Source organism: Streptomyces zhihengii (assembly GCF_016919245.1).
Taxonomy (GTDB): Bacteria; Actinomycetota; Actinomycetes; order Streptomycetales; family Streptomycetaceae; genus Streptomyces; species Streptomyces zhihengii.
Map to the genome: position 1 here is coordinate 3,815,352 of NZ_JAFEJA010000001.1, position 21,828 is coordinate 3,837,179.

15 protein-coding genes are annotated in these 21,828 nt (G+C 69.0%); 5 read left to right on the forward strand and 10 right to left on the reverse strand.

The features are described from left to right. Nucleotides 1–66: 66 nt before the first annotated feature. The 4 genes from JE024_RS16010 to JE024_RS16025 form a co-directional block, all read right to left on the reverse strand. The gene (locus JE024_RS16010; RefSeq protein ID WP_205374236.1) at nucleotides 67–855 is read right to left on the reverse strand and encodes an ABC transporter permease; all 789 of its coding nucleotides are present in this window, start codon (nucleotides 853–855) and stop codon (nucleotides 67–69) included. After that, nucleotides 852–1,841 (reverse strand): ATP-binding cassette domain-containing protein, encoded by a 990-nt coding sequence (locus JE024_RS16015; RefSeq protein ID WP_244882882.1) that lies wholly within the window; start codon nucleotides 1,839–1,841, stop codon nucleotides 852–854. Before JE024_RS16015 ends, JE024_RS16010 begins: the two co-directional genes overlap by 4 nt. 335 nt (nucleotides 1,842–2,176) lie before the next feature. Continuing rightward, complete coding sequence (locus JE024_RS16020; protein ID WP_205374237.1) at nucleotides 2,177–3,022, reverse strand: DUF4097 family beta strand repeat-containing protein; 846 nt, start codon at nucleotides 3,020–3,022, stop codon at nucleotides 2,177–2,179. Between the two features lie 321 nt (nucleotides 3,023–3,343). After that, nucleotides 3,344–3,865, reverse strand: a complete 522-nt coding sequence (locus tag JE024_RS16025; protein ID WP_205374238.1) for a hypothetical protein — start codon at nucleotides 3,863–3,865, stop codon at nucleotides 3,344–3,346. A 325-nt stretch (nucleotides 3,866–4,190) separates the two neighbouring features. On the opposite strand from JE024_RS16025, the gene JE024_RS16030 reads away from it, so the two are divergent. Further along, complete coding sequence (locus JE024_RS16030; RefSeq protein WP_205374239.1) at nucleotides 4,191–4,898, forward strand: Crp/Fnr family transcriptional regulator; 708 nt, start codon at nucleotides 4,191–4,193, stop codon at nucleotides 4,896–4,898. Nucleotides 4,899–4,910: 12 nt separating this feature from the next. Here JE024_RS16030 and JE024_RS16035 read toward each other — a convergent pair whose 3' ends face one another. Next, on the reverse strand, nucleotides 4,911–5,549 hold the full coding sequence (locus tag JE024_RS16035; protein WP_205376774.1) for a Pycsar system effector family protein: 639 nt from the start codon (nucleotides 5,547–5,549) through the stop codon (nucleotides 4,911–4,913). A 332-nt stretch (nucleotides 5,550–5,881) separates the two neighbouring features. Here JE024_RS16035 and JE024_RS16040 point away from each other — a divergent pair, with 332 nt between their 5' ends. Together JE024_RS16040 and JE024_RS16045 are read left to right on the forward strand one after the other, a co-directional pair. Further along, nucleotides 5,882–6,754, forward strand: a complete 873-nt coding sequence (locus tag JE024_RS16040) for a hypothetical protein (RefSeq protein ID WP_205374240.1) — start codon at nucleotides 5,882–5,884, stop codon at nucleotides 6,752–6,754. Beyond that, entirely contained in the window at nucleotides 6,751–11,142 is a 4,392-nt protein-coding gene (locus JE024_RS16045; protein ID WP_205374241.1) for a hypothetical protein, read from the forward strand. Before JE024_RS16040 ends, JE024_RS16045 begins: the two co-directional genes overlap by 4 nt. A 690-nt stretch (nucleotides 11,143–11,832) precedes the next feature. On the opposite strand, the gene JE024_RS16050 is transcribed toward JE024_RS16045, so the two are convergent. After that, nucleotides 11,833–12,267 carry a hypothetical protein gene (locus tag JE024_RS16050; protein ID WP_205374242.1) on the reverse strand — a complete coding sequence of 145 codons (435 nt, stop codon included), beginning with the start codon at nucleotides 12,265–12,267 and terminating at the stop codon, nucleotides 11,833–11,835. A 260-nt stretch (nucleotides 12,268–12,527) separates the two neighbouring features. Here JE024_RS16050 and JE024_RS16055 point away from each other — a divergent pair, with 260 nt between their 5' ends. Together JE024_RS16055 and JE024_RS16060 are read left to right on the forward strand one after the other, a co-directional pair. After that, on the forward strand, nucleotides 12,528–12,743 hold the full coding sequence (locus tag JE024_RS16055) for a hypothetical protein (protein WP_205374243.1): 216 nt from the start codon (nucleotides 12,528–12,530) through the stop codon (nucleotides 12,741–12,743). Nucleotides 12,744–12,994: 251 nt separating this feature from the next. Beyond that, entirely contained in the window at nucleotides 12,995–13,321 is a 327-nt protein-coding gene (locus JE024_RS16060; protein ID WP_205374244.1) for a hypothetical protein, read from the forward strand. A 537-nt stretch (nucleotides 13,322–13,858) separates the two neighbouring features. Here JE024_RS16060 and JE024_RS16065 read toward each other — a convergent pair. The 4 genes from JE024_RS16065 to JE024_RS16080 form a co-directional block, all read right to left on the reverse strand. After that, nucleotides 13,859–14,587 carry a M48 family metallopeptidase gene (locus JE024_RS16065; RefSeq protein ID WP_205374245.1) on the reverse strand — a complete coding sequence of 243 codons (729 nt, stop codon included), beginning with the start codon at nucleotides 14,585–14,587 and terminating at the stop codon, nucleotides 13,859–13,861. Nucleotides 14,588–14,593: 6 nt separating this feature from the next. Continuing rightward, a complete protein-coding gene (locus JE024_RS16070) occupies nucleotides 14,594–17,950 on the reverse strand; it encodes a type I restriction endonuclease subunit R (RefSeq protein ID WP_205374246.1) in 3,357 nt (1,118 codons plus the stop codon). Between the two features lie 68 nt (nucleotides 17,951–18,018). Continuing rightward, a complete protein-coding gene (locus tag JE024_RS16075) occupies nucleotides 18,019–19,137 on the reverse strand; it encodes a restriction endonuclease subunit S (protein ID WP_205374247.1) in 1,119 nt (372 codons plus the stop codon). A 76-nt stretch (nucleotides 19,138–19,213) separates the two neighbouring features. Beyond that, nucleotides 19,214–21,697 carry a type I restriction-modification system subunit M gene (locus tag JE024_RS16080; RefSeq protein ID WP_205374248.1) on the reverse strand — a complete coding sequence of 828 codons (2,484 nt, stop codon included), beginning with the start codon at nucleotides 21,695–21,697 and terminating at the stop codon, nucleotides 19,214–19,216. Between the last annotated feature and the right edge of the window lie 131 nt (nucleotides 21,698–21,828).

Here is a 21,828-nt window from a genome sequence, read left to right on the forward strand (position 1 = left end):
GCCCCCTGTGGAACGGCGGCACGGCGCACCCGTGGAGCCGGGTACGCCGTGGCGGGCCGTGCCGACCTACCGGGGGTCGCGGTCGAAGCGGGCCTTGGACCAGCGGTAGCCGAGGACGGTCAGGCCGAGGCACCAGGCGACGGCGATCCAGCCGTTGGCGCCGATCTCCGTGCCGAGGAGCAGGCCGCGCAGGGTCTCGATGGCCGGGGTGAAGGGCTGGTACTCGGCGACGGGCTGGAACCAGCCGGGCATGGAGCTCAGGGGGACGAAGGCGCTGGAGATCAGCGGCAGGACGACCAGCGGCAGCGCGTTGTTGGACGCCGCCTCGACGTTCGGGCTGACCAGCCCCATCCCGACCGCGATCCAGGTGAACGCCAGGGCCACCAGCGCCATCAGCCCGAACGCCGCCAGCCATTCCAGCACCGTCGCGCCCGTCGAACGGAACCCGATCGCCGCCCCGACCCCGCCGACCAGGACCACGCTGGCGACCGACTGCATCACGCTGCCAGCGACATGGCCGAAGAGCACGGACCCGCGGTGGATCGCCATGGTGCGGAACCGGGCGATGATGCCCTCGTTCATGTCGTTGGCGACCGACACCGCGGTCCCCACCACGGTCGACCCGATCGTCATCATCAGGATCCCGGGAACGATGTAGGCGATGTAGGCCGACCGGCCGCCGCCGCCCTCCAGCCCCGCACTCATCGCGTCCCCGAAGACGAACACGAACAACAGCAGCAGCATGACCGGCGTCAGCAGCAGGTTCAGCGTCAGCGACGGATAGCGGCGGGCGTGCAGCAGATTGCGGCGCAGCATCGTGGACGAGTCGCGCACGGCGAGGGACAGGGAGCTCATCGGGCGTTCTCCTCGGTCGGGGTGCTGTCGGTGGTGGCGGTGAGGGCGAAGAAGACGTCGTCGAGATCGGGGGTGTGCACGGTCAGTTCGTCGGCCTCGACGCCGGTGGAGTCCAGCCAGTCGAGGATGGAGCGCAGTTCGCGCTGGGTGCCGTCGCTGGGGATCTGCAGGGCGAGCGCCTCGTCGTCCCGGGTGGCCTCGCCCAGCGCGGCGGCCGCGGCGCGGTAGGCGTCCGGGTCGGCGAACCGCAGCCGGACGTGGCCGCCGGGGACGAGCCGCTTCAGCTCCTCCGCGGTGCCCTGGGCCGCGATCCGCCCGTCGTTCAGGACCGCGATCCGGTCCGCGAGCTCGTCGGCCTCCTCCAGGTACTGCGTCGTCAGGAAGACCGTGACCCCGCCCGTCACCAGCTCGCGGATGATCTTCCACATGGTGTGCCGCGAGCGCGGGTCGAGCCCGGTCGTCGGCTCGTCGAGGAAGATGATCCGCGGCCCGCCCACCAGCGTCATCGCGATGTCCAGCCGCCGCTTCATGCCGCCCGAGTACGTCGAGGCCGGCCTGCCCGCCGCCGCGGTCAGATCGAACCGCTCCAGCAGCTCGGCGACCACCCGCCGCCCCTCCGCCTTCGGCAGATGGTGGAGGTCCGCCATCAGGAGCATGTTCTCCTCCCCCGTGATCAGCCCGTCGACGGCCGAGAACTGCCCCGTCACACCGATCACGGCACGCACCGCCTGCGGATCCGCCGCCAGATCGTGGCCGCCGACGCGGATCTCCCCCGCGTCGGCGCCCACCAGCGTCGACAGGATCTTCACCGCCGTCGTCTTGCCCGCCCCGTTCGGACCCAGCAGCGCGAACACCGACCCCGCCGGAATCCGCAGATCCACACCGTCCAGCACCACCTTCTCCCCGTAGGACTTGCGCACACCGGTCGCCGTGACGGCGGCGGGAGCCGGCGCATCGATGGTTGTGGACATGACAGAAGAAGCCATGGAAGCCTCCCTTTCGAGGCCGAAGCGGATGTGAGGTGTCGCGCTGCCGCGCGCCCGGGGATCAGGCGCGCCGCGGTGCCGCGCCGGGGCGCGTGAAGCGGTGCGGTACCGCGCCCGGCGGCCGGGCGCGTGAAGCGGTGCGGTACCGCGCCCGGCGGCCGGGCGCGTGAAGCGGTGCGGTACCGCGCCCGGCGGCCGGGCGCGTGCAAGGTTGCGGTACGGCGCCGGGAATCAGGCACCCTGCCGTGCCGCGCCGGGGCGTGTGCAGCGGTGCGGTGCGGTGCCCGGGGGCCTGGCCCGGGCGCGTGGGGGCCGCGGGGCGAGGGCCCCGGCGGTCAGGCGCGGGCGCGGCGTACGTCGATGTTGCCGAAGCGGGTCCTGGCGCGGACCTCGACGGTGCCCTCGGACTCCTCCGGAGCCCCGGAAGCGGTGAGCGTGTTGCGCACCTGGCCGCGGCCGGAGCTGACGTCGAGCCAGGCGGCGACGCCCTCGCGGATGCCGACCTCGATGGCGCCGAAGCTGGTCTCCAACTGGACCTTCCCTGAGGCCACTTCGGCGACGCGCAGGGTGCCGTGGGCGGTGGTGGCCTCGACCGACGCCTCGGCGCGCGCGATGTCGATGTCCCCGTTGGCCCCGCGCACCCGCAGGTCGCCCGTCACGGCGCCGACGGTGGTGCTGCCGTGCGAGTTCTTCAGGACGGCGGGACCGTCGAGCACGCCGACGCGCAGACTGCCGGAGCTGGTGGTGATCTCGGCCGCGCCCTCGACCCGGTCGACGGTGATCGAACCGTGGGACGCGGTCAGATGGAGCGGCCCGGTCGCGTCGAGGCGCACGTCACCGGACGAGGTCTTCACCCGGACCTCGCCGAGCCGCCCCTCACCGAGCACCTGCGCCCACGCCCCCGTCACCGCGACGTCCGAGCCGGTGGGCAGTTCGACCGCCACGTCGACGGTGCCGGTGCGCCCGACGAGGTAGCGCTGCTTGGGCGTCCGGACGGTCAGGACCCCGCCGGCGAAGGTGACTTCGGCCTGGTCGGCCGCCCGTACGTCCTGGTCCCGCTCGGGGTCGCGGGGCAGGACCTCGACGACCGTGTCGGGGCGCTCGCCGGCGGAGAAGCGGATGGAGCCGGCCTCCACGTGCGCGGTGGCCGAGATCGGTGCGGGAGTGTCGAAAGAAGGCATGGCTGTCCCGTCCTCGTGGGTCTTCGGATCGTCCCCGCAGGTGGGACGCGATGTGGATGGAAGCGGTGCGGTGCCGCACGGACTGCGGCGCGGGCCGGGAGCACTGTCGGCGCACCCGGCCGGTGGCGCTGCCGGGCTGCGTCGCTAGGCCTTGTCTGACAAATGGCGCCGTCCGCCCGCAGGGCGGGGCGCGCGGCGTCCGGTGCGTGCAATCGCAAGGCGGAGGATCATCCTCGTACTGGGCGTACTCGGATGACTCCGACAACGCGGCGAGTGTGCGTGCCGGGCGTCGCGCGCCAGGCGGGATTTGTCAGACACGGCCTAGCGCACCCAGCCGGTGTAGCCCTGCCCGATGGTCCGGGCCCGCTCCGTGGCGGGCGGCCGGGCGCCGCCGTCGACCGCGGCCGACACGGCGCGCACCAGCCAGGCGTTGACCGACAGCCCTTCACGGCTCGCGGCCTCCTCGGCCCGGGTCTTCAGGTGGGCCGGCAGCCGCAGATTGACGCGGGCGGTGCCCCCCTCGTCGCCGTCGGCCGGAGCCCCGGCCTTCACCGGCTCCACGGGCGGGGCCTGCTCCACCGGAGCGGCGTTCGCCTCGACGGGCGGCGGCGTCACCACGAAGTCGGGGTCGAGACCGCGCAGCCGTACATCGACCGAGCCGGGGGCGAGTTCGCGGGTGATCTCGTCCATCGCGGCCGAGAGCACGTTGAGCAGGGTCAGTCGCGTCGCCGACTCCAGGGGCGCGGTGAGCCTTTCGGCCAGCTCGCGCGCTTCCTCGCCGCCGGCCTCGGCGGCCACCGCGAGTTCGCGGCGGAGGGTGTCGACATACGGGGTGAGGTCCATGACGCCATCATGGCACCACAGTGGCACCACGCGCAAGCCCCACGGCACCGGCCAGGACGGGAGACCCGCCCGCAAGCCGCTCACCTGCAAGAACGGCGACGCCACCCGAGGCGCCACCGTGGCATCGCGCCACCTCCAGCAGCACGCGACGCCACAGGTGGCACCACATGGCACCACCCCAGTGCCACGCGACATCGCCCGGCGCCCTGGGGTGCGGCACCCGGGACCGGCCGCCGGGAGCACGGTTTCCGGCGGCCGGCAGTGGCACCACGTCCCCGGCAACCGGCACGATGGCGTCCGGTCGCGCCGACGGACGGGGGTTCACATGGACGAGTCGGCCGCGTCGGCCGAGTGGCCCGCGCGCAGTCTGCTGGGACTGCTGTCGGTCCCGGCCCGGCGGGAACTGCTCGGCCTGGGGGCCCGGAAGCGGTTCGAGGCGGGTGCCGTGATGCTCAGGGAGGGCATGGACGACGAGCACGTCCTGCTGCTGCTGTCGGGCTTCGCCAAGGTCACCGCGACGGTGGAGAACGGCGAGAGCTCGCTGCTCGCCGTCAGGGCCGCAGGGGACCCGGTGGGCGAGATGGCCGCCATGACCGGCGCCCCGCGTTCCGCGACGGTCACCGCCTGCGGTCCGCTGCTCGCCCGGGTGCTGCCGAGCGCCGCGCTGCGCGGACTGCTCCTGACGGTGCCCGAGGTCTCCGTGGCGCTGGCCGGCATCGTCGCCGACCGGCTGCGCTGGGCCAACCGGCGGCGGCTGGACTTCCGCGGGTATCCGGCGAAGGTCCGGCTGGCCCGGCTGCTGGTCGAACTCGCCGCCTCCTACGGGTCGTCCGGGCCCGGCGGCACGGTGATCGGCTGCCGGCTGACGCAGCCGGAGCTGGCCGCGCTGGCCGGCGTCGCCGAGACGACCGTCCACAAGGTCCTGCGCGAACTGCGCGAGGAGGGCCTGCTGGAGACCGGCTACCGCTCCACCGTCATCCTGGACCTCCCCCGGCTCCGGCGGCTCGCGGAGCTGACCCCGGAACCGCCGTGACCCCGGGCGGTGTCAGGCCGCCCCGGGCAGCAGGACCACTCCCAGCCCCGCGCTCACGCCCATGGCGGCCGTGCAGGCCACCGCCACCGTCAGACAGCGGTACTTGCGCACCGCGACGTGGGCGAGAAAGCGCACGGTGAGCGACAGTTCGCGTCGCTCCGCGGCCTCGTCCCCGGACACGTCCGCCGCACCCCCGCCGCCGGACGCACCCCCCGCCGCACCGCCCGCACCCCCGCCACCGGACGCACCCCCCGCCGCAGCGCCCCCGCCCGAGGCGCCGCGCGAAGCCGCCCCCGGCGCGTCCTCGGCGGGCAGGATGTCGGGCCCCGACGCCAGGTGGACGAAGCTGTAGCGGTTCACCCCGCCGTCCCGCAGCAGCCGCGGGCTCAGCGCGGCGGCCAGGCTCACCACCCCGCCGGCCAGCCCGCAGACGAACAGCGCCAGCAGCACCCCGGCGAACGCTCCGGACGCGCCGCCCCGGTCCCAGAGGAGTACGGCCTGCCGGGTCCAGGCCCCCGCCGTCCCGGCCAGCGCCGCCTGGGCGGCCGCCAGGATGCCGGCCTTCGCGTCCGCCTGCTGATGGGTCGCGTGCAGTGCGGCGAACATGTACTGCGCGGGGCGGTTGCCGACTGCGTGCCCGGCCGGTTCCATGACGATCTCCTCGGGTCCTCGACGGTGCGTCCCGTCCAGTAGGGACCGTCCGCCCGGACCGAACCAGTCACTTCCACGGGTTCCGCGCCCCCGGTCACCGCCACCCCGCCGCCGCACCGCCTGCCCACACCGTCCCGCCGCCTCCCGCGCCGTCCCGGCACCGGAATCCCGTACTTGTACGGGGTCCTCGCCCCGGCTCCGGTGTACGACTGCACCACCGGCGCCGCACGAGGGGAGAAGGCACCGGTCTACGGTGGGCAAGTACGCCCCCTGTTCGGGACGTTGGGCGCCGGAGCGCGCCCTCCCCTCATGTACGTGCATCGAGAGGTGTCATGACAGCGAACGGCACAGAGGGACGCGGCGGCCCGGGAGTCTTCCGGCGCCGGCTGCTGCTGGCGGTCGACGCGCAGGGGTACGGGCGCTCGGACGCGGTCACCCAGCGGGAGTTCCAGGCGGGCCTGGCACGGCTGCTGGACGCGGCGGCCGGTACGGCCGGGCTCGACCGCGACCGCTGGGAGACACAGCGGGCCGGGGACTCCGTCTTCGCCGTGCTGCCCGAAGGAACGGACGAGCCCGCCCTCGTCGACACCTTCATGCGCGCCCTGGACGCCGGACTGCGGGCCTTCAACCGCAACCGGGTGCCGCATGCCCGGCTCAGACTCCGGGCGGCCGTCCACTTCGGTCCCGCGTCGCCCGGACCCAACGGCTTCGCCGACCGGGCCCCGGTCGAGATCCACCGCATCCTCGACTCCGCGCCCCTGCGCGAGGCCCTGGCGGCGGCACCGGACGCCTGCCTGGCCGTCGCCGTGTCGGCGCCCGTCTTCCACGACACCGTGGGGGCCGAGTACACCACCGTCCCGGCGGAGGCGTTCCGGCAGGTGCGGGTCGAGCAGAAGGAGTACCGGGGCGACGCCTGGATCTGGGTCCCCGGCTCCCGGGCGGGGCAGCCGGCACCCGTGCCGGACCGGCCGGCGGCCGAGGAACCGCGCCAGGTCCGGCCGCAGCCCCCCACCGGCCCCGAACCCACCGGCGGCGCGCCCGTGACCCGTATCCGTGTGAGGGCGGACGAAGTGGCGGGGGACGCCACCGTGATCCGCGCCGACCGGCTCGAAGGCACCGTCGAGGCTGACGCCGAGGTCGGCCGCGTGGCGCCCGGCGGAACCCTCGTCGGGCTGGACCTCCGCTCCGGCGGGGACGCGGAGTGACCGCCGGGGGCCGCACCGGCCACGCCTTCGACGACGTGGTCCGGGCCCGGACGGAGGCGGACTTCGTCGAACGCCGGTGGCTGTACGACGAGATCGAGCGCGCGATGGCGCCGGAGGCCGGGCAGTACGTGCTGGTGACGGGCGAACCGGGCACGGGAAAGACCAGCCTGCTCGCCGGCATGGCGCGGGCCCGCCCCGACCGGCTGCGCTACTTCGCCCGGCGCGACAGCCGCACCGCCCTCACCGGCGGCGACGTCCAGTCCTTCCTGCTGTCCGTCGGGCACCAGCTCGCCCGCGTGCGACCGGACCTGTTCGAGCCGGAACGCCTCACCGTGGTGATCAGACAGCACATCGACTCCGTCGCGGCCGAGGGCCGTGTGGTCGGCATCCGGATCGAGGACCTCCGTGTCTCGCCGTTCCGGCGCACCGCCTCCGTGGAACTCGAACAGGACATCGGCGACGTCGCCGGCACCGTCCACGGCGTCGAGATCGGCACGGCCGAGCTGGAACCCCGGCTGCTCGACCCGGACAACCTGGCCCAACTGGCGCTGATCGGGCCCGCGGAGGTGCTGGCGGCGCAGGACCCCGGGGCGAGGATCGTGCTGCTGCTCGACGCGCTGGACGAGATGGCCGACGACGCCATGACCGACCCCCGCAAGGGCCTGCTGCACTGGCTGGCCCGGGGCCCCGAACTGCCCGCCAACGTCCGCGTGGTCATGACGTCCCGGCCGCACGCCGGGCTCCGGCTGTTCCGGGCGGCCCGCGAGGAACGGCTCGCCGAGGTCGTCATCGACGCGGGCTCGCCCCAGGTCACGGCCGACCTGCGCGCCTACGCGGACCGCGTCCTGGAGACGGACGCCGTCATCGGCATGGAGCGGGCCAGGGGCCATCTGCCCGGCAGCGCGAAGCGGTACGCGGTCCGCAAGGCCGCCGGGAACTTCTTGTACCTCGCGACCTGGGCACGGGCCCTGACCGACGCCGTCGCCCGTCAGGACGGCGAACTCGTCGACAGGCTGCTCGTCTTCGGCGGCGTCCCCGGCAGCCTCACCGGCCTGTACGGGTTCTTCGTGGAGCTCGCCCGCGACCAGCTCACCCCGTGGCAGCGCGGCAGACCCGCCGGGACAGACGGCTGGGCGGGCGCGGGGCTCCCGGTCATCGGCGTGCTGACGGTGGCCCGGGAACCGCTGACGGAGGACCAGCTCGCCCGGCTGTCCGGCACCCGGATACGCGAGGAACCCGGGCGGAGCGTCCTGGAGGGCCTGCGCTGGCTGCTGGACCGCCGGGACGGCCGCGTCGCCTTCTTCCACACCTCGATCGGCGAGTTCCTCGCGGGCGCGGAGTCCCGCGAGCGGCACCCCGAGTGCTGGGTCGACGAGACCCGCTGGCACGAACGGATCGTGCGGCACTACCGGGGGACCGCACCGCAGTGGGCGGACGTCGACTGGACGCAGGTGGACCGCTACGGCCTGGCCCACCTCGTCGCCCACCTGCTGAAGGCCGGACCCGGCAGCTACGACGACGCCACCGGCCTGGTCTGCCCCGGCCTGCGCGCCGCCGTCAGGGCCGAGTTCGGCGCCGACGGCCGGTTCCTGGAGCTCGTCGACGTCGTCGCCCACCATGTGGCCGCCGGAGCGCCCCTCGCCACCGGCCTGCCCGCGCTGACCTACCTCGCCGTCGTGCGCCGCCGGACCGCGCAGTCCGTCGACGCCCTGCCGGCCCGCACGATCGGGCTGCTCGCCCGGCTGGACCGCCTCACCGAGGCCCTGGAGTACGCGGCCGGACTGAAGCCCTCACGGCAGCACTTCGCGGTGATGGAGGAGATCCTCCGGTACGCGCGTCCCGGCCCCGGGGAGGCGTCGCGCGAGGATCTGCTGGACCTGCTGGTCGAATCCGCGCTGGCCGTCCCGCGGCACGGCACCGACCACGACCGGGGAGCGGCCTACGCCCAGGGGGCGACACGGACGGCCGCGACGCTGCTCGCACCGCACGACCTGGAGCGCGCCCTGCGGCTGTGGCGGCACGGCCAGGAGCCGCCCGGCCCGGACTCCCGAGCCGGGCGGGAACCCGACCCGGTGTACCGCGCCGCCGCCCTCGCCGAACCGGACGTCGACCGCGCCCGGGTCCTCGTCGGCCGGATCCGCGGCGACCGCTGGACGGACTACCTGGACCTGGCGGCCCGCGCCGGCGCCCGCCAGGCCCCCGAACTGCTGTGGGCCGCCGAACGGTCCCTGGACACCGTCGGGCCCGCGGTCCGCCTGGCCGCCCTGGCGAGACTGGCGGCCGCCTGGGCGGCGCACGACCCCGGCACCGGCCACCGGTTCCTCACTGAGGTCCGCGCCCAGCTCGCCGCGGTGGACGAGGAGCGCGACCTCTCCGCCCATCTGGTGCCCGCGGCCGCCGTGCTGGCGGACGTCGACCCGGCCACCGCCCGCCACCTGCTGGACCGTCTGGACACGGTCACCGTCGACGGCTACTGGGACCGCGCCCTCCTCGACGGCGCTGCGCTCTGGACCCGCTGGGGATCCCCCGAACGGGCGCGGACCCTCGCCGGCCGCTACCTCGACTGGAGCACCAGCCCCTGGGCACGGCTCTCCACCGCCCGGGCACTCGGGACGTCGGACGAGGCGGAGGCGGTACGGCTCGTCGAGAGCGTCTTCGCCGGGATCCCCGACCCGCCGGCCGATCCGGCGGGCTACGAGTGGAGCGCGCGGCAGCGGGTGTCCGACCAGAGCGCGGCCGTGAAGCGCATGAGCGAGTACGACCTCGTCCGGGCCGCGCGGATGGCAGGGGAGATCTCCCGGGGCGACCGGGAGCGGTACGCGGTGCTCACCGACATCGCCCACCTCCACGCCGACCGGGGGGAGTTGCCCCGGGCCGGCGCGCTCCTGGACGAGGTGCTGCGGGACGTCGGGCAACCCGCTCCGCTCCTGGGTGGCGGCGGCGCCGGCACCGGCTTCACGAGCGCGACGCCCGAGTCGAGCGTCCCGCCCCCCAGGACCCACCTGGAGGGGGTGAACATCACCGCGGTGCAACGGATGTTCAACCTCAGCCACCACTGGGCCGCCCGCGCGCGGGGACACTTCTTCCGCGAACCCGCGGACGTGGTCCGGGCCGTGGAACTGGACCCGTCCAGCAACGCGGCCCGGGTGATACGCCGCCTCGCGGCCCGGCTGGCACACCGGGACCTCGACCGTGCGGGCGCCCTGATGCGCGCGGTCACCGACCCCGGCGAACGGGCCATCGGCTTCGCGGAACTGCACCGGACGGCGCACGGCGCCGTCGGCAGCGACTCCCGGCACGGCCCGGAGGCGGAGGCCTTCTCCCGGGAGATCGACCGCGCGCTCGGCGAGCTGCCGCGCCACCGGTGGACCTTCCGCTCCACCGACGACGACCACAAGGCATGGGCCTACGCACGCCCCGACCTGCGGGTCCGCTTCGAACTGGCGGTCCGCGCGCTGGGCTGCCGGAAGGACGACCTGGCCGGGGTGGACGGACTGTCCTTCCTGTCCCACGCGCATCTGCAGTCCATGCTCGCCTGGGCGTCCGAGGTGTTCGCGGCCGACGCCATCGCCCGCAAGCGCCCCCACCCCACCTTCGGGGAGATGCACCGGGAGAACCTGGTCCGCGTCCCGGACCAGGAGGACGAGACGGCCAAGAGCGCGGTGGCCGCGGCCGTGCACCACGAGCACCGGGTCGCCCGCGAGACGCCCGGACACACCTTCCGCGCGCCGGCGGCACGCATCGACGACCCCATCTACGCGGCGGCCGTCGACCTCGTCACCCCCGCCCCGGACGCGGCCCTCAGCCCCTCGTTCACCCGGCGTCTGCGCGGGCTGCTGGAGAGCGGCACCCTGCCCGCTGCCGCCGAACTGCTCGCCTTCGGCGCACAGGCCCGGCCCGAGAACCGGGCCGAACTGCGCGAGCTGGCCGCGGAGGTCATCGCGCGAGCCCGCGACGGCTCGGCGCTCGGCGTGGACGCGCTGACCGCCCTGGCCGTCTCCCCCGCCCTCGGCGACCTACTGGACCCGGTCGCCCTGCTGCACGAGGCCGAACGCTGCACCCTCGCCTGGCCGGGCGAGCACTGGATCCCCGGCGACGCCGTGGCCCGCCTCTTCCCCGTCCTCCTGGCACGCGCGCCCGCGGTCGCCCTGCGCAGGTTCTACGACGTCACCTCGGCGAACTGGTCCTTCGGCATGTCCCTCCTGGAACACGCCCCGGACGCGCTCCTCGAAGCCCTGGACACCGACGCCGCCGCCACCCTCGCCGCATCCGTCACCCGCGCCCTCGCCTGCACCTCCCCCGACGGCACGGCCCCCGCGATCGTGGACGGCGTCCACCTCCCCCACCTCGCCGCCACATCCCGCAGCCCCGGCCGCCGGGCCCCCTGACCCCCGCCGCGCCCGGGCAACGCAAAGGCCGGGTCGGACACTGTCCGACCCGGCCTTCAAACTGAGCCGCCTTCGGGATTCGAACCCGAGACCTACGCACTACAAGCTCAAGATCATTCATGATGGAGGGTTCCAGTCGGTACCGGCTAGTGACAGAACATGCAGGTCAGAGAGCTTCACTGCACGTTCGAGTGTCAGCCGGTACCGACTGGTTCAGAGCCGTCCGGCCACACGGTGGCCACACGATGACCGCACCCGACCGGTGCATTCGCCGTCGCCGGGAGGATTCGAAGCGGCGCGCGAGGGCGGCCGATGCGAGGCCATGGAACACGCGAACGGGGGCCGCACGGCTTGTGCCGTGCGGCCTCTTCGCTATGCCCGGTCACTCACTCAGGACTTGGGCTCGCCGCTCTCGGTGCCTCGGTCCTGCTCGCCGGCGGTGGGGGGCAAGGCGTTCAGGACAGCCTCAAGGGCTATGGCGCCGGTATCGGTGATGTGCCGGTCGTCGAGCAGGATGTCGCGTCTCTTGGCAGTGGCGCGACCTGCTGCGGGTGCTTTGTCGTCGAGTCGGGTACGGCGGACGCGGTACAAGATGCCCCCCTCGCGGCATGGCCGGGTGCCCCGATTCGAACATATGCCCGAGTCAAAGCCCGCTCCACATCAGCTCCCATATCGCCGCAGGTCACGCGCTTACGGCTCCTGATTCGACTCCCCAACCACTCGGATGGTTGCGTCTTCAAGATCAAGGTTCTTGAGGGCTTCTTTAACCAACGTCAGTTCCTCGGGACGTGTTCCGGGCTTGTACGCCACCACGACCGACACCTCGGGGGTGGACATCCCGAGGATGTCGTCGGCGGTCAGACCGACCCACTCGGCGGCCGCCGCGCGGCGCACCTCAGAGAGCGCTCGGCCGGTCGCCGCCGCGACGGCACCGACGATCCACCTGTCGCGCCGATAGCTCTCACCGTTGGCGATCTTATGGAGGGTCGTGTGCTGGAGTTTCTTACCCGTTTCGGGGTCGACTGCCCGCTCGGCCACGCTTCGCAGGGTCGCGCCCTTGATCGCGAGCACCTCGCGAACCATGTCGGTGAAGGGCGTCAGGCTTTCGCCGCCTGTGGGGGACACGGGTTCTCATCTCCGTTCTTGTCGCAGAACGCGAACAGGCTCATCTAAGCAGCTATTGCCCCGAACTGCCCAGTCTGGAACTGCGTTGACGTGCTGATTCTACCCCGCCTACGTTGCTCTTGTTCAAGAACAGAAACGGACGAACAGCTCATATCAGCTGCCCGTTAGCGGTCGCTGTTCGTGTTCAGCAACACATGGGGGATCTTGTGAGCGTTGAGTTTGTGGGGGCGCCGCCGCGTAGCCGGAACACCAAGCACGCGTTGATCGCGATGGAGCTCGCCGAGCATCCGGGCGAGTGGGGAATCGTGCAGCGGCCCGCCTCGATCACCCGGGCGTCGTCTGCCGCGCAGGCGATCCGAAGTGGTCGGCTGTCCGCCTACCCCGCCGGCGAGTTCGAGGCCGTCGCCCGCTCGGTGGTCGAGCAGGGGCGCGTCGAGCACCGGGTCTACGCCCGGTACGTGGGTGCCAAGAAGTGACGGCGGCCGGTCCCCGGATCGGCAGTCTGTGCTCGAGGTACGGCGGTCTCGATCTGCTGCTCGACCGGCTCGACGACCGGGGGATCGCCGCATGATCTGCGATTTCTGGGACGGAGCCGCCGGCGCCTACTGCCGCACGATCGGAACCCGCCGCTACATCGTCGGCAACCGCTGCCCGCTCCACACACCCTCCGCCCTCGCCGGGCGACCCGAACCCCCCGGCGAACCAAATCCCGTAAGGAGACCGTCCCTTGAGCCTCGCCGCGACGGATTGGGTATGGACCCGGTCCCGCGCCCGAGGCGCCGCTCGTCTGGTCCTGCTCGCGATAGCTGACCGCGTCGGCGCCGACGGCGTCGCCTACGCCGGTACGGCCGCGCTCAAGCAGCGGACCCGCGCCGCCCGCTCCACTGTCCGGCAGGCGGTCGACGCCCTGCTCGCCTCGGGTGAGCTCGCCGTCGTCGAGGGACGGGTCGGGCCCGGTGGCGAGACGGTCTATCGTCTGCCGCTCCTCGATGAACAGGGGGCCGAGGATCGGCCCGGACCGGCTGTTCGATCCAGCGGCTCTTTGCCACGCTGAAGTGCAGGACCTCCGTCGTGCTACCGGGGTAGCCAGGGGCCTGCGGAAGCGTGCCGGTGACCTCCAATTCCATCCGGAGGTCACCGTCGCGAGCCTCGTTGATGGCGTGGAGTTGGGCCGAGGTGAGGAGGAACTTGAGGACGGGCCGCTCGACTCCGGTCTCCGGCGTGAACGCGAGCACTTCCGTGCCCCGTCCGACGAGCGTCCGCTGGTAGGGGTTCGCGATCCCGTACAGGTCGGTCTGGAGAGCCAGGAACCTGCCGGCCTTCGTCGCGCTGGGTGCCTTCACGTCCAGCCCGACCTGCAGGCAGATCGTGCCCATGCCCCGAAGGAGCTGGACGCTCTCCTCCCGGACGCCGAGGACGAATTCGCCGACCTCCGCGTCGAAGCGCATCACGTTCACGACCACCCCTTCCACCGTGATCTTCCGACCGACCGATTCTCTACCAGGCGGCGCGGTGACACCGTCGGTTTATAGGAACCTCGAAGATCGTTTGCAACGGACCTCTGCCCCACCCAGAGAGCCCACCTGCTCGTTCAACATCCCGAATCCTCGCTAGGCAACCACACGCCAGCTCCCCAATCCTCCAACCTCTGCCGACGATTTTCGTAGTCGGGAAGAGCTCGGGCCACCATCCGCCAGAAGTTCGGTGAATGGTTCGGCTCATGAAGGTGGGCCAGCTCGTGTACCAGCACATAGTCCACGAGTGCGGCGGGAAGCTGCATGACCGCCCAGTGGATGTTAAGGGCGCCCCGATCCGAGCAGGACCCCCAGCGGTAACCAAGGGGGCGGACGACTAGGTCAGCGGGCGGAGCTTCGAGGCAGTCTGCCCAAGGATTCAGACGCTGAGGAAGCCATTGCCTTCCCCGCTCCGCGTACCAGGCCACCAAGGCATCGCTGGCTGAGCCCTCGTGGCCCCGTCGCAACCTGAGCCTGCCTTCCGCCAGGGCCACCGGGCGGGGAGCTTCATCGACGGTCTTGAGCCGGTAACTGCGTCCCAAGTAGTAAAAACCCTCACCATCGACGAACCGGCGGCGCGGGCGCTGCTCCACGTCCACCTCACGGTCCCGAACATTGGCGTAGAGCCACGGCAGACGAGTGCGGATCAGCCCTTCGAGGGCCTCGCGGTCCGCGTCGGGCGGCACAGCCGCGATGATCCGAGCGTCGCGTTCCACCGTAACCCGGACGCTCTTACGTCCGGGTACTGGGCGGACGTTGACGACCAGTCCTCCCACTTCCAACGGTTCAGCTGCGGTGTCGTGCATGAAGGGTTACAAGTCCTTCTTGTTGTGCTGGATGATCTCTCGCACCGCAGGCGCGAGGCTGTCGACAGCGGGATGCGTGCGGTCGTTCACGGCGAGAAGCATCCAGATGTCGCTCTGGAGATCGTGGAGCGCAGCCGTGTTGTAGAACAAGTCCTTGCGCGCGCTGTGCCGCACGGCAACAGCACGTACTTCGCGCGTCAGCCCGATCAGGTCCAGCCGCGCCTCGTCGGTGATAACCCCGTCTGTTACGACAGCGGTCAGCTGCTGATACACGGCCTGTTCTAGCTTGCTGAGACTACGCACGTCCTCCGGGAGGCCTGAATCACGCCCCTCGGCGACATCCTGCGTCTTCTGGGAGAGGTTCTCGAAGGCTTCGAGCTGCTGGGCCCAGTCCTCCGCGTACTTCTTGAGAATTTCTTCCAGGCGTTCACGGAGCCTGTTGTAGGCAACAGGATTCTCCTGAAAGTGGAGTTCGATGTGGTTACGCACGGCGTGGGCCATCATCGACGCCTTGGCGCGGGAACTCGGCAGTTGCTCGACCTTCGTGCGGAAATCATCAGAGGTGAGCCGGGTGGGTTCTATCGCGCGTTCCACGCCCAGGGCCTTGACGTGCTCGTTGATCAGCTCGGCGACTCGCTCACCGTAGGCGGCCGGGTCGAAGCCGTCATCCTCCTCGCTGAACCGCTGTTTTGCCACCTGGGCGATGAACCCAAAGAGCTTGGCTGGCCGCTGATAGCGGCGGGTGGTTTCGCGTGGCAGGAGGAGGTCAAAGGTGTTCAGGAAGGCCCGAAGGAGCTTGCGGTAGGTGATCCGCCGTTCCTCATCCTCCAGAGTGTCCACCAACCGATGCACGGCGGCAGTGTCGGCGGGATCGATCAGCTCCCGCGTAAGGCCGAGATGGTGGCGGAGCGCATCGTACTGGTGCTCAAGCTTGTTCTCCTCGACCTCGATTTTGACGGTACCGCCCTCCGCCTCGTCGGAGGCGTAAGCGGCCATCGCGTCGAGGAGGGCTCTGGAGACGCCCGCGTAATCGACGACGAAGCCGGCCTGCTTCTTCTCCCCGTAGGTGCGGTTCACACGGGCGACGGCCTGAAGGAGTTCAGCCTCACGCATCCGGCGATCCAGGTACATGACCTGCTCTATAGGGGCGTCAAAACCGGTAAGCAGCATGGTGCGAACGATGAGGATGGCCACTGGCTTGGCGGATTCTGCGGTGAGGTCGGCGGGGTTGGGGAAGGGGCTACGGAACGCCGTGATGGCGTTCTCCTGAGCGTTCCCGTCAGACCAAGTTGCCCACGCCGGGTCGTCCTCGGAGTCCGGAGAGATTACCGGTACGAAGTCGATGACCTTGAGTAGCGCAAGCTGCTTGTGCGCAGAGACGAGAAGTCGCTGCTTAGGGGTACGGTCCTCCGCTGGCAGGTCCTGGGCCTTGCCGAGAGTGCGGGCCGGGGACTTGGCAGCCTTCTCTACTTCGGCGACCAGTTCGTCACGTGCGTCGCACAGGGCTTCCCGGTAACGCACCGCGATGCCACGTGAATGAGCGACGACCTGTGCCTTGAAGCCTTCCTTCATGGCCCCTTCGACGTAGTGGCGCAGCATGTGGCGTGCCTTACGCCGGATCATGTCGTCAGCGTTGAGGACAGCCGAGGACTTGGCGTACCTCTTCTGGAGTTCGTCGTACTGGTCGTCGGTAAGTTCTTCGAACTCCTCCTCGAACGCCTCATCCAAGGTCTCGCCCTCGTTGACCGCGCCCTTGGCGATGTGGCCTTCGTAGTAGATGGGCACGATGGCGCCGTCGTCCTCGGCGTCCTTAAGGCGGTAGGTGTCGATGAACTCGCCGAACGTCGTCGTGGTGAGCTTGCGGCGGTTCATGATGATCGGGGTACCGGTGAAGCCGATCCGGGCTGCGTTGGGCAGGGACTCCATGAGGTTCTGGTGGAGGGCAGAACCGTGGGAGCGGTGTGCCTCATCGACCAGGATGAGGATGCCGTCTCGGTTGTTGATCAAGCCCCAACCGGGAGTGCCTTCGTGGGCAAGGGAGTCCGCGGCGTTCTGCCGGGCCTTCTCCGCGTCCTGCTGCTTCTGGATCATGACAAAGACCAGGCCGGCGTTCTCCAGAGCAAGGACCTTCGGCACCTCGGACGCGCGAGTGATGACGTCCGGCTTCTCCCCTGCAAGCTCGGCTGTTTCGGCGAGCTGCTTCTGGAGCTGCCTACGGTCGGTGACAATAACGATCTTGAAATGACCCAGGCCAGGAGTAGAACGGAGCTTCCGTACCAGGAACACCATGGTCAGCGACTTACCCGAGCCCTGGGTGTGCCAGACGATTCCACCGCGCTGGTCATCCTTGCCGTGGACCTGTTTGGTCTCGCCCGTTAGCAACCGCTCCACTGCCTTATGGACGGCTCGATACTGCTGGTAGCGCGGACCAATCTTCACCCGCGCAGTTCGCCCTTCGGATACCTCGACATCCTTGAAGACGACGAAGTTCCGCACGATGTCGAGCAAGCGGTGCGGGTGCAGCACTCCTGCTACGAGAACCTTTTGGGCGCCAGCGAAGGCGTCATGCTTGTGGAACGTCGTTCCTGCTACTCGCTTCGTGTCGAGCGGGTGCGCATCCCGCCAGACCACGTAGTCCTGGGGTCGGGAGGTGAACGTGCCCAGCAGCGCCGTGTCCCCAGTCGTCGCGATGGTCAACTGCACTGTACGGAACAGCTGCTCGCTGCCCTCGGGCACGAATGAATCACGCCTCTGATTGGCGTACCGGCGCAACTGCTGGATCGCCTTGTGTGCGTCTCCTTGCCCGGCCTTGAGTTTCTTGCACTCGACAACGACCAACGGGATGCCGTTGACGAACAGCACAAGATCGGCGATGAGTTTCCTGGGCTTGCCGTAGTCGTCCCGCGCACCCGGGATCGTCATCGGGAATTGAGAGACGACAAGGAAGTCGTTGTTCTCCGGTGTCTCCCAGTCGACGAACCGCACTTTCTGCGCCCTCCCTCCGTCCCAGCCGTCGACGCCAGGGACGGCGACGCCTTCGATCAGAGCTTGGGTTGACGCCTCATTCGCCGCTATGAGCCCGCCGCCGGGTGCACCGCCCTTACTGAGCGCAGAGATCGCGACGGCCACGCGGGCCTCGTCCAGCCACGCCGTCCCGTTCGGCGTCCGGTTCAGCCGGGCCAACTGACGCCGGAGGATTCCGGTGAGCAGCGCGCAGTCCGCCCCACGTCGGATGTACGGATCTGCGCCTGGCGCTTGCAACTCCGCGCCCTGGATCCCCACCACATGCCGCCAACCCATGGTGCGGTGGGTGAGCTGAGCGATCAGTGGGGCTTCTACGTACTTGTACTCGGGGCCGGACATCGGAGGTGCGGTCTCCTTTGTTGAGCGGTACGTGGGGAGATAGGGCACGGACGACAGCGCAGGTGGGGCTATGCGGAGACAGGGAAGCAAATCTTGCCAGTGAGCAGATCGTTCATGAGCGCGCTTCGGAGTAGGTGCAGTTTGTCGATATCCTTGTCTGCACTTACCAACTGGCTCTTCCACTCGGCCACAGAAGCAACAACACGTTCTTGCTCCACCAAGGGAACAATCGGCACTGGCGTCTTCTTGACCTGTGACGAGTTGATGCTCGCCAGGTTAGTGGTCTGCTTCGCGACACCAAGGAAATAACTCTTTCCCCGCGGGGAAGCAAGATACGAAGCTAGAAAGTCAGGGCGGTAGACTGCAGTTTGGCATCGGACCTTGAAGACATGATTTTGGTGCAGGCAGGGGTCAATGCGACCGTCCCACACGCCACCGCGCCCGAGCTTGTCAAGGTCACCACCTTCCGTGAGAAGCACATCTCCTTTCGCTAGACGAAAACGTTCCACGTCCGAGCTGCGCACGGTCACGAATTTTACGTCGGCCGTGTCGATATACCCTTCCTGCACGTTAGCAACGCGGAGGTACGGCAGGCTGACCGCGTCGTCACCCGGTTCGTGATTCCCGAGCGTGACGCCCGCCGAGATGTCGGCGATCTCCTCAAGAACCGTCCACTCCACACCAGTAGCCTCCGAAGCGGAGTGAATGAGCGCAGCGGTCGCTGCCCCGGCTACCACCGCCAATTTCTCTCGCCTGAGGCACGCTCGCTGAATTTGCGTGTCAACCTCGTTGAGAATTTCAGCAATCCTGCGCTGCTCCGCAAATGGCGGAAGATTGACCTCAATCTTCTTGAAGTCTCGGTACCGAACAGCCCCTCGCCGATCTACGGAAGCCTGTTCGTGTACCCCATATGCAGCCAGCATCGTGTTGCTCTTGAGGATGCGATACATGAAATTCGCATCGATCTCTGGAAGGCACGAAAAAACCGTATAGATCGGACTGACGCACGCGGTATCGACGATTTCCTGAAGGCCAATTGAGCCTTCCGCGAGGTGATTCGTAGCGTAGGCGAACCACCCTCTACGGACCAGCTTGTATCCAGAGATATCGTCACTGTGGATCTGACGATTTTTGAAGTACTCATCCGCTCGAACAAGACCGTGGTGCTTCGTGGATGAGAGAACCACCGCCTCATCCGCGAGGTCACCTACCCGAACGCTTTCCTCTCGCGTTACCTCTCCAAGAGCAACTCGCCTCCAACCCTCACGCATAGCCCAGCTCCTCCAGGTAACCCTGCAGTCGCTTGGCCGAGGACTCGCGTTCTTGTTCCAAGTCCGCCATGGTCACGGCGTACTTCAGGCCCCATCGGCGGAAGACGTCTACTAGGGCTCGGCGGTCGGCTGCGATAAAGCGGGCCATTCGAGCGAACAGGTCGGCATTTAGGAAACCGAGGACGACTTCCTGGGCCTGCGCTGGGGTCAATTCGTCTGCCGCTTCACTGAGTTTACGCACGAACGACGCCTTGATCTCAGCGAGATCGAGCTTTGCTTCCCTCTGCTTCTTCTTAAGAGCGGTCAGTTCTTCTGGAGGCAATACTTGGGTCAGGTCGAGATCTTCCTCGTCTTCCTCATCTACTCCGTCTCCCTGGCCCGCCTTAGATGTCTTCTTCGGCGGGGAGCCCGCCTTCACCTCTGCGTCCAGCTTCGCGACTAGTGCTTCCGCTGTCTCCAGCTGCTTCACATACGCCGGAATCAGCTCCGGAACCAACCGGTGCTCGCGCGCCTTGCGCATCGCGGCCCGATAGCGGGCCTTCGTCTTAGCATCGGCCTTGGCTGAGGGCTCCTCGAACGCCGATGCAATACTGCGAACCCAGCCATCAATCAGGCCCTTGAAGTTTTTCGCCATCAACACGTCTAGGTCGTTCTTCGCATCGAACCACCAAGCGGCGGCTGCTCCCGCCAACTGATTGCTGTCCAGCACGCCCACGGGCTTGAGTGCCGCCACAAAGGTAGTGAGTAGTTCCTCACGCGTCTGCGACTTTTGCCGATGCACGGGCAGCTTCGCGAGCTGCTCGCGATGTTCACGCCACCAAGTGTGAAACGCTCGCCCGAGAACAACTTCCCTTTCCTGCGCAAGTCCTGGAATCCGCGCCGCAGTTGCTTCGTACCCCTCACTCAAGAAATCGACGTACTCGGGATCACCATCCCGCAGCCGGAAGAGCGCCCCTTCGGGCTCGATTCCGAATGCATCGAACTGCGCCTTGCGCGCTGCAATCTCGCTCCTCGGCACACCCCCGTACAGATGTGCTCGCACGTCCTGCGGCTCTGGCGCGGGCGTGTTGTCCACATAGCGGCGAATATTGAGATTGTAGTCATTCTGCGCTAGCTCAGAAACCTTCACGACGCGAGCGAACCCAGGGATTTCATTCCAGCTCTCGTACGCGGAGACGATCTTCTCCGCATGCTGGGCTTCTAGCAGGTTTTGTGTGCGTCCGGCCGTGACCTCCCGATCCGCGTTGATGAAGAGCACGCCGTCGCGCCGGCCTTCAGGCGCGCCATCCCGGCCTCGCAGGACAAGGATGCATGCAGGGATCCCAGTCCCGTAGAAGACATTGGGGCCGATGCCGATGACGGCTTCCAGCCGGCCTTCCTCGATGATCTGCCTGCGAATCTTCTGCTCTTCACCGCCCCGGAACAGCACCCCGTGCGGCATGACGGAAGCCGCGACGCCGTCCGCCTCCAGCACTGCCAGCACGTGCTGGATGAACATGAGGTCAGCCTTCTTGCCCAACTCAGGCGTCCAGCCGTATCCCATCCGCTCGGCGAACTTCATGCCCGCCCGCCGGTAGTTCTGCGCGAACGGCGGATTGGTAAGAATGCGGTCGAAGCGCTGAAGCTGCCCGCCTTGCACATGCTGTGGATCGGCGAGGGTGTCGCCGTGGTGGATGACGCCGTCGGCCACGCCATGCATAAGCAGATTCATCCGGGCCATCGCCCAGGCGCTGCCGTTGTCTTCCTGTCCGTACACCGACAGGTGAGACTCGTCGCCGCCGTGATCCTGCACGTACTCTTTGGCGAGGATCAGCATGCCGGCCGAACCGCAGCACGGGTCGTAGACGGACATGCCTGACTGCGGCTTGACCAACTGGTTCATCATTCGAATGACCGAGCGCGGGGTGTAGAACTGGCCACCCTTCTTACCGCCCTCGTCGGCGAACTCGCCGATTAGGTACTCGTAGGCGTAGCCAAGGAGATCGGGGAACTCGAAGTCTTCGTTGCTGAGCCGGTACTCGCTGAAGTGGTCGATGAGCTGCTGGATGACCGGCTTGGTCAGCTTGGTGTTGCCACCGCGGGACTCGGTGAAGCTGATGTACGAGAGCACCCCGTCGAGCGCCTGGTGGTTGTGATTCTCCAGCTGAGCAAGCGCCACGTTCAGGGCCTCGGCCGGCTCAGTCCGAGACTTGCCGACGATCGTGGACCAGCGGGACTCCTGCGGGACGTAGAACTCATGCGCCTTGTAGGCGCCTCGAGCCTCGGAGATCCGTTCCGCCTGTTCCTGGCTTTTCCCTTCCGCGACGAGCTTCTTAACCAGCGCTGCCTGTGCCACATCGAACTGGTCGGAGGCGCGCTTCAGGAACAGCATCCCGAAGATGTAGTCCTGGTACTGCGCCGCGTCCATCTTGCCGCGCAAGATATCTGCGGCGGCGTACAGATGCCGCTCCAGCTGCGGCAACGTGAGCTGTGCCACTCTCGTTTCTCCTCTTACTGCACGTCCCGCAAGACATGCGTCCCGTGACAACCAGCCCACCGTAGGGCCTGGCTGTGACATCCGGCTTACAAAGCGAGTTTCGGGCCCCTCCTAGATACAGCGCACCGGTC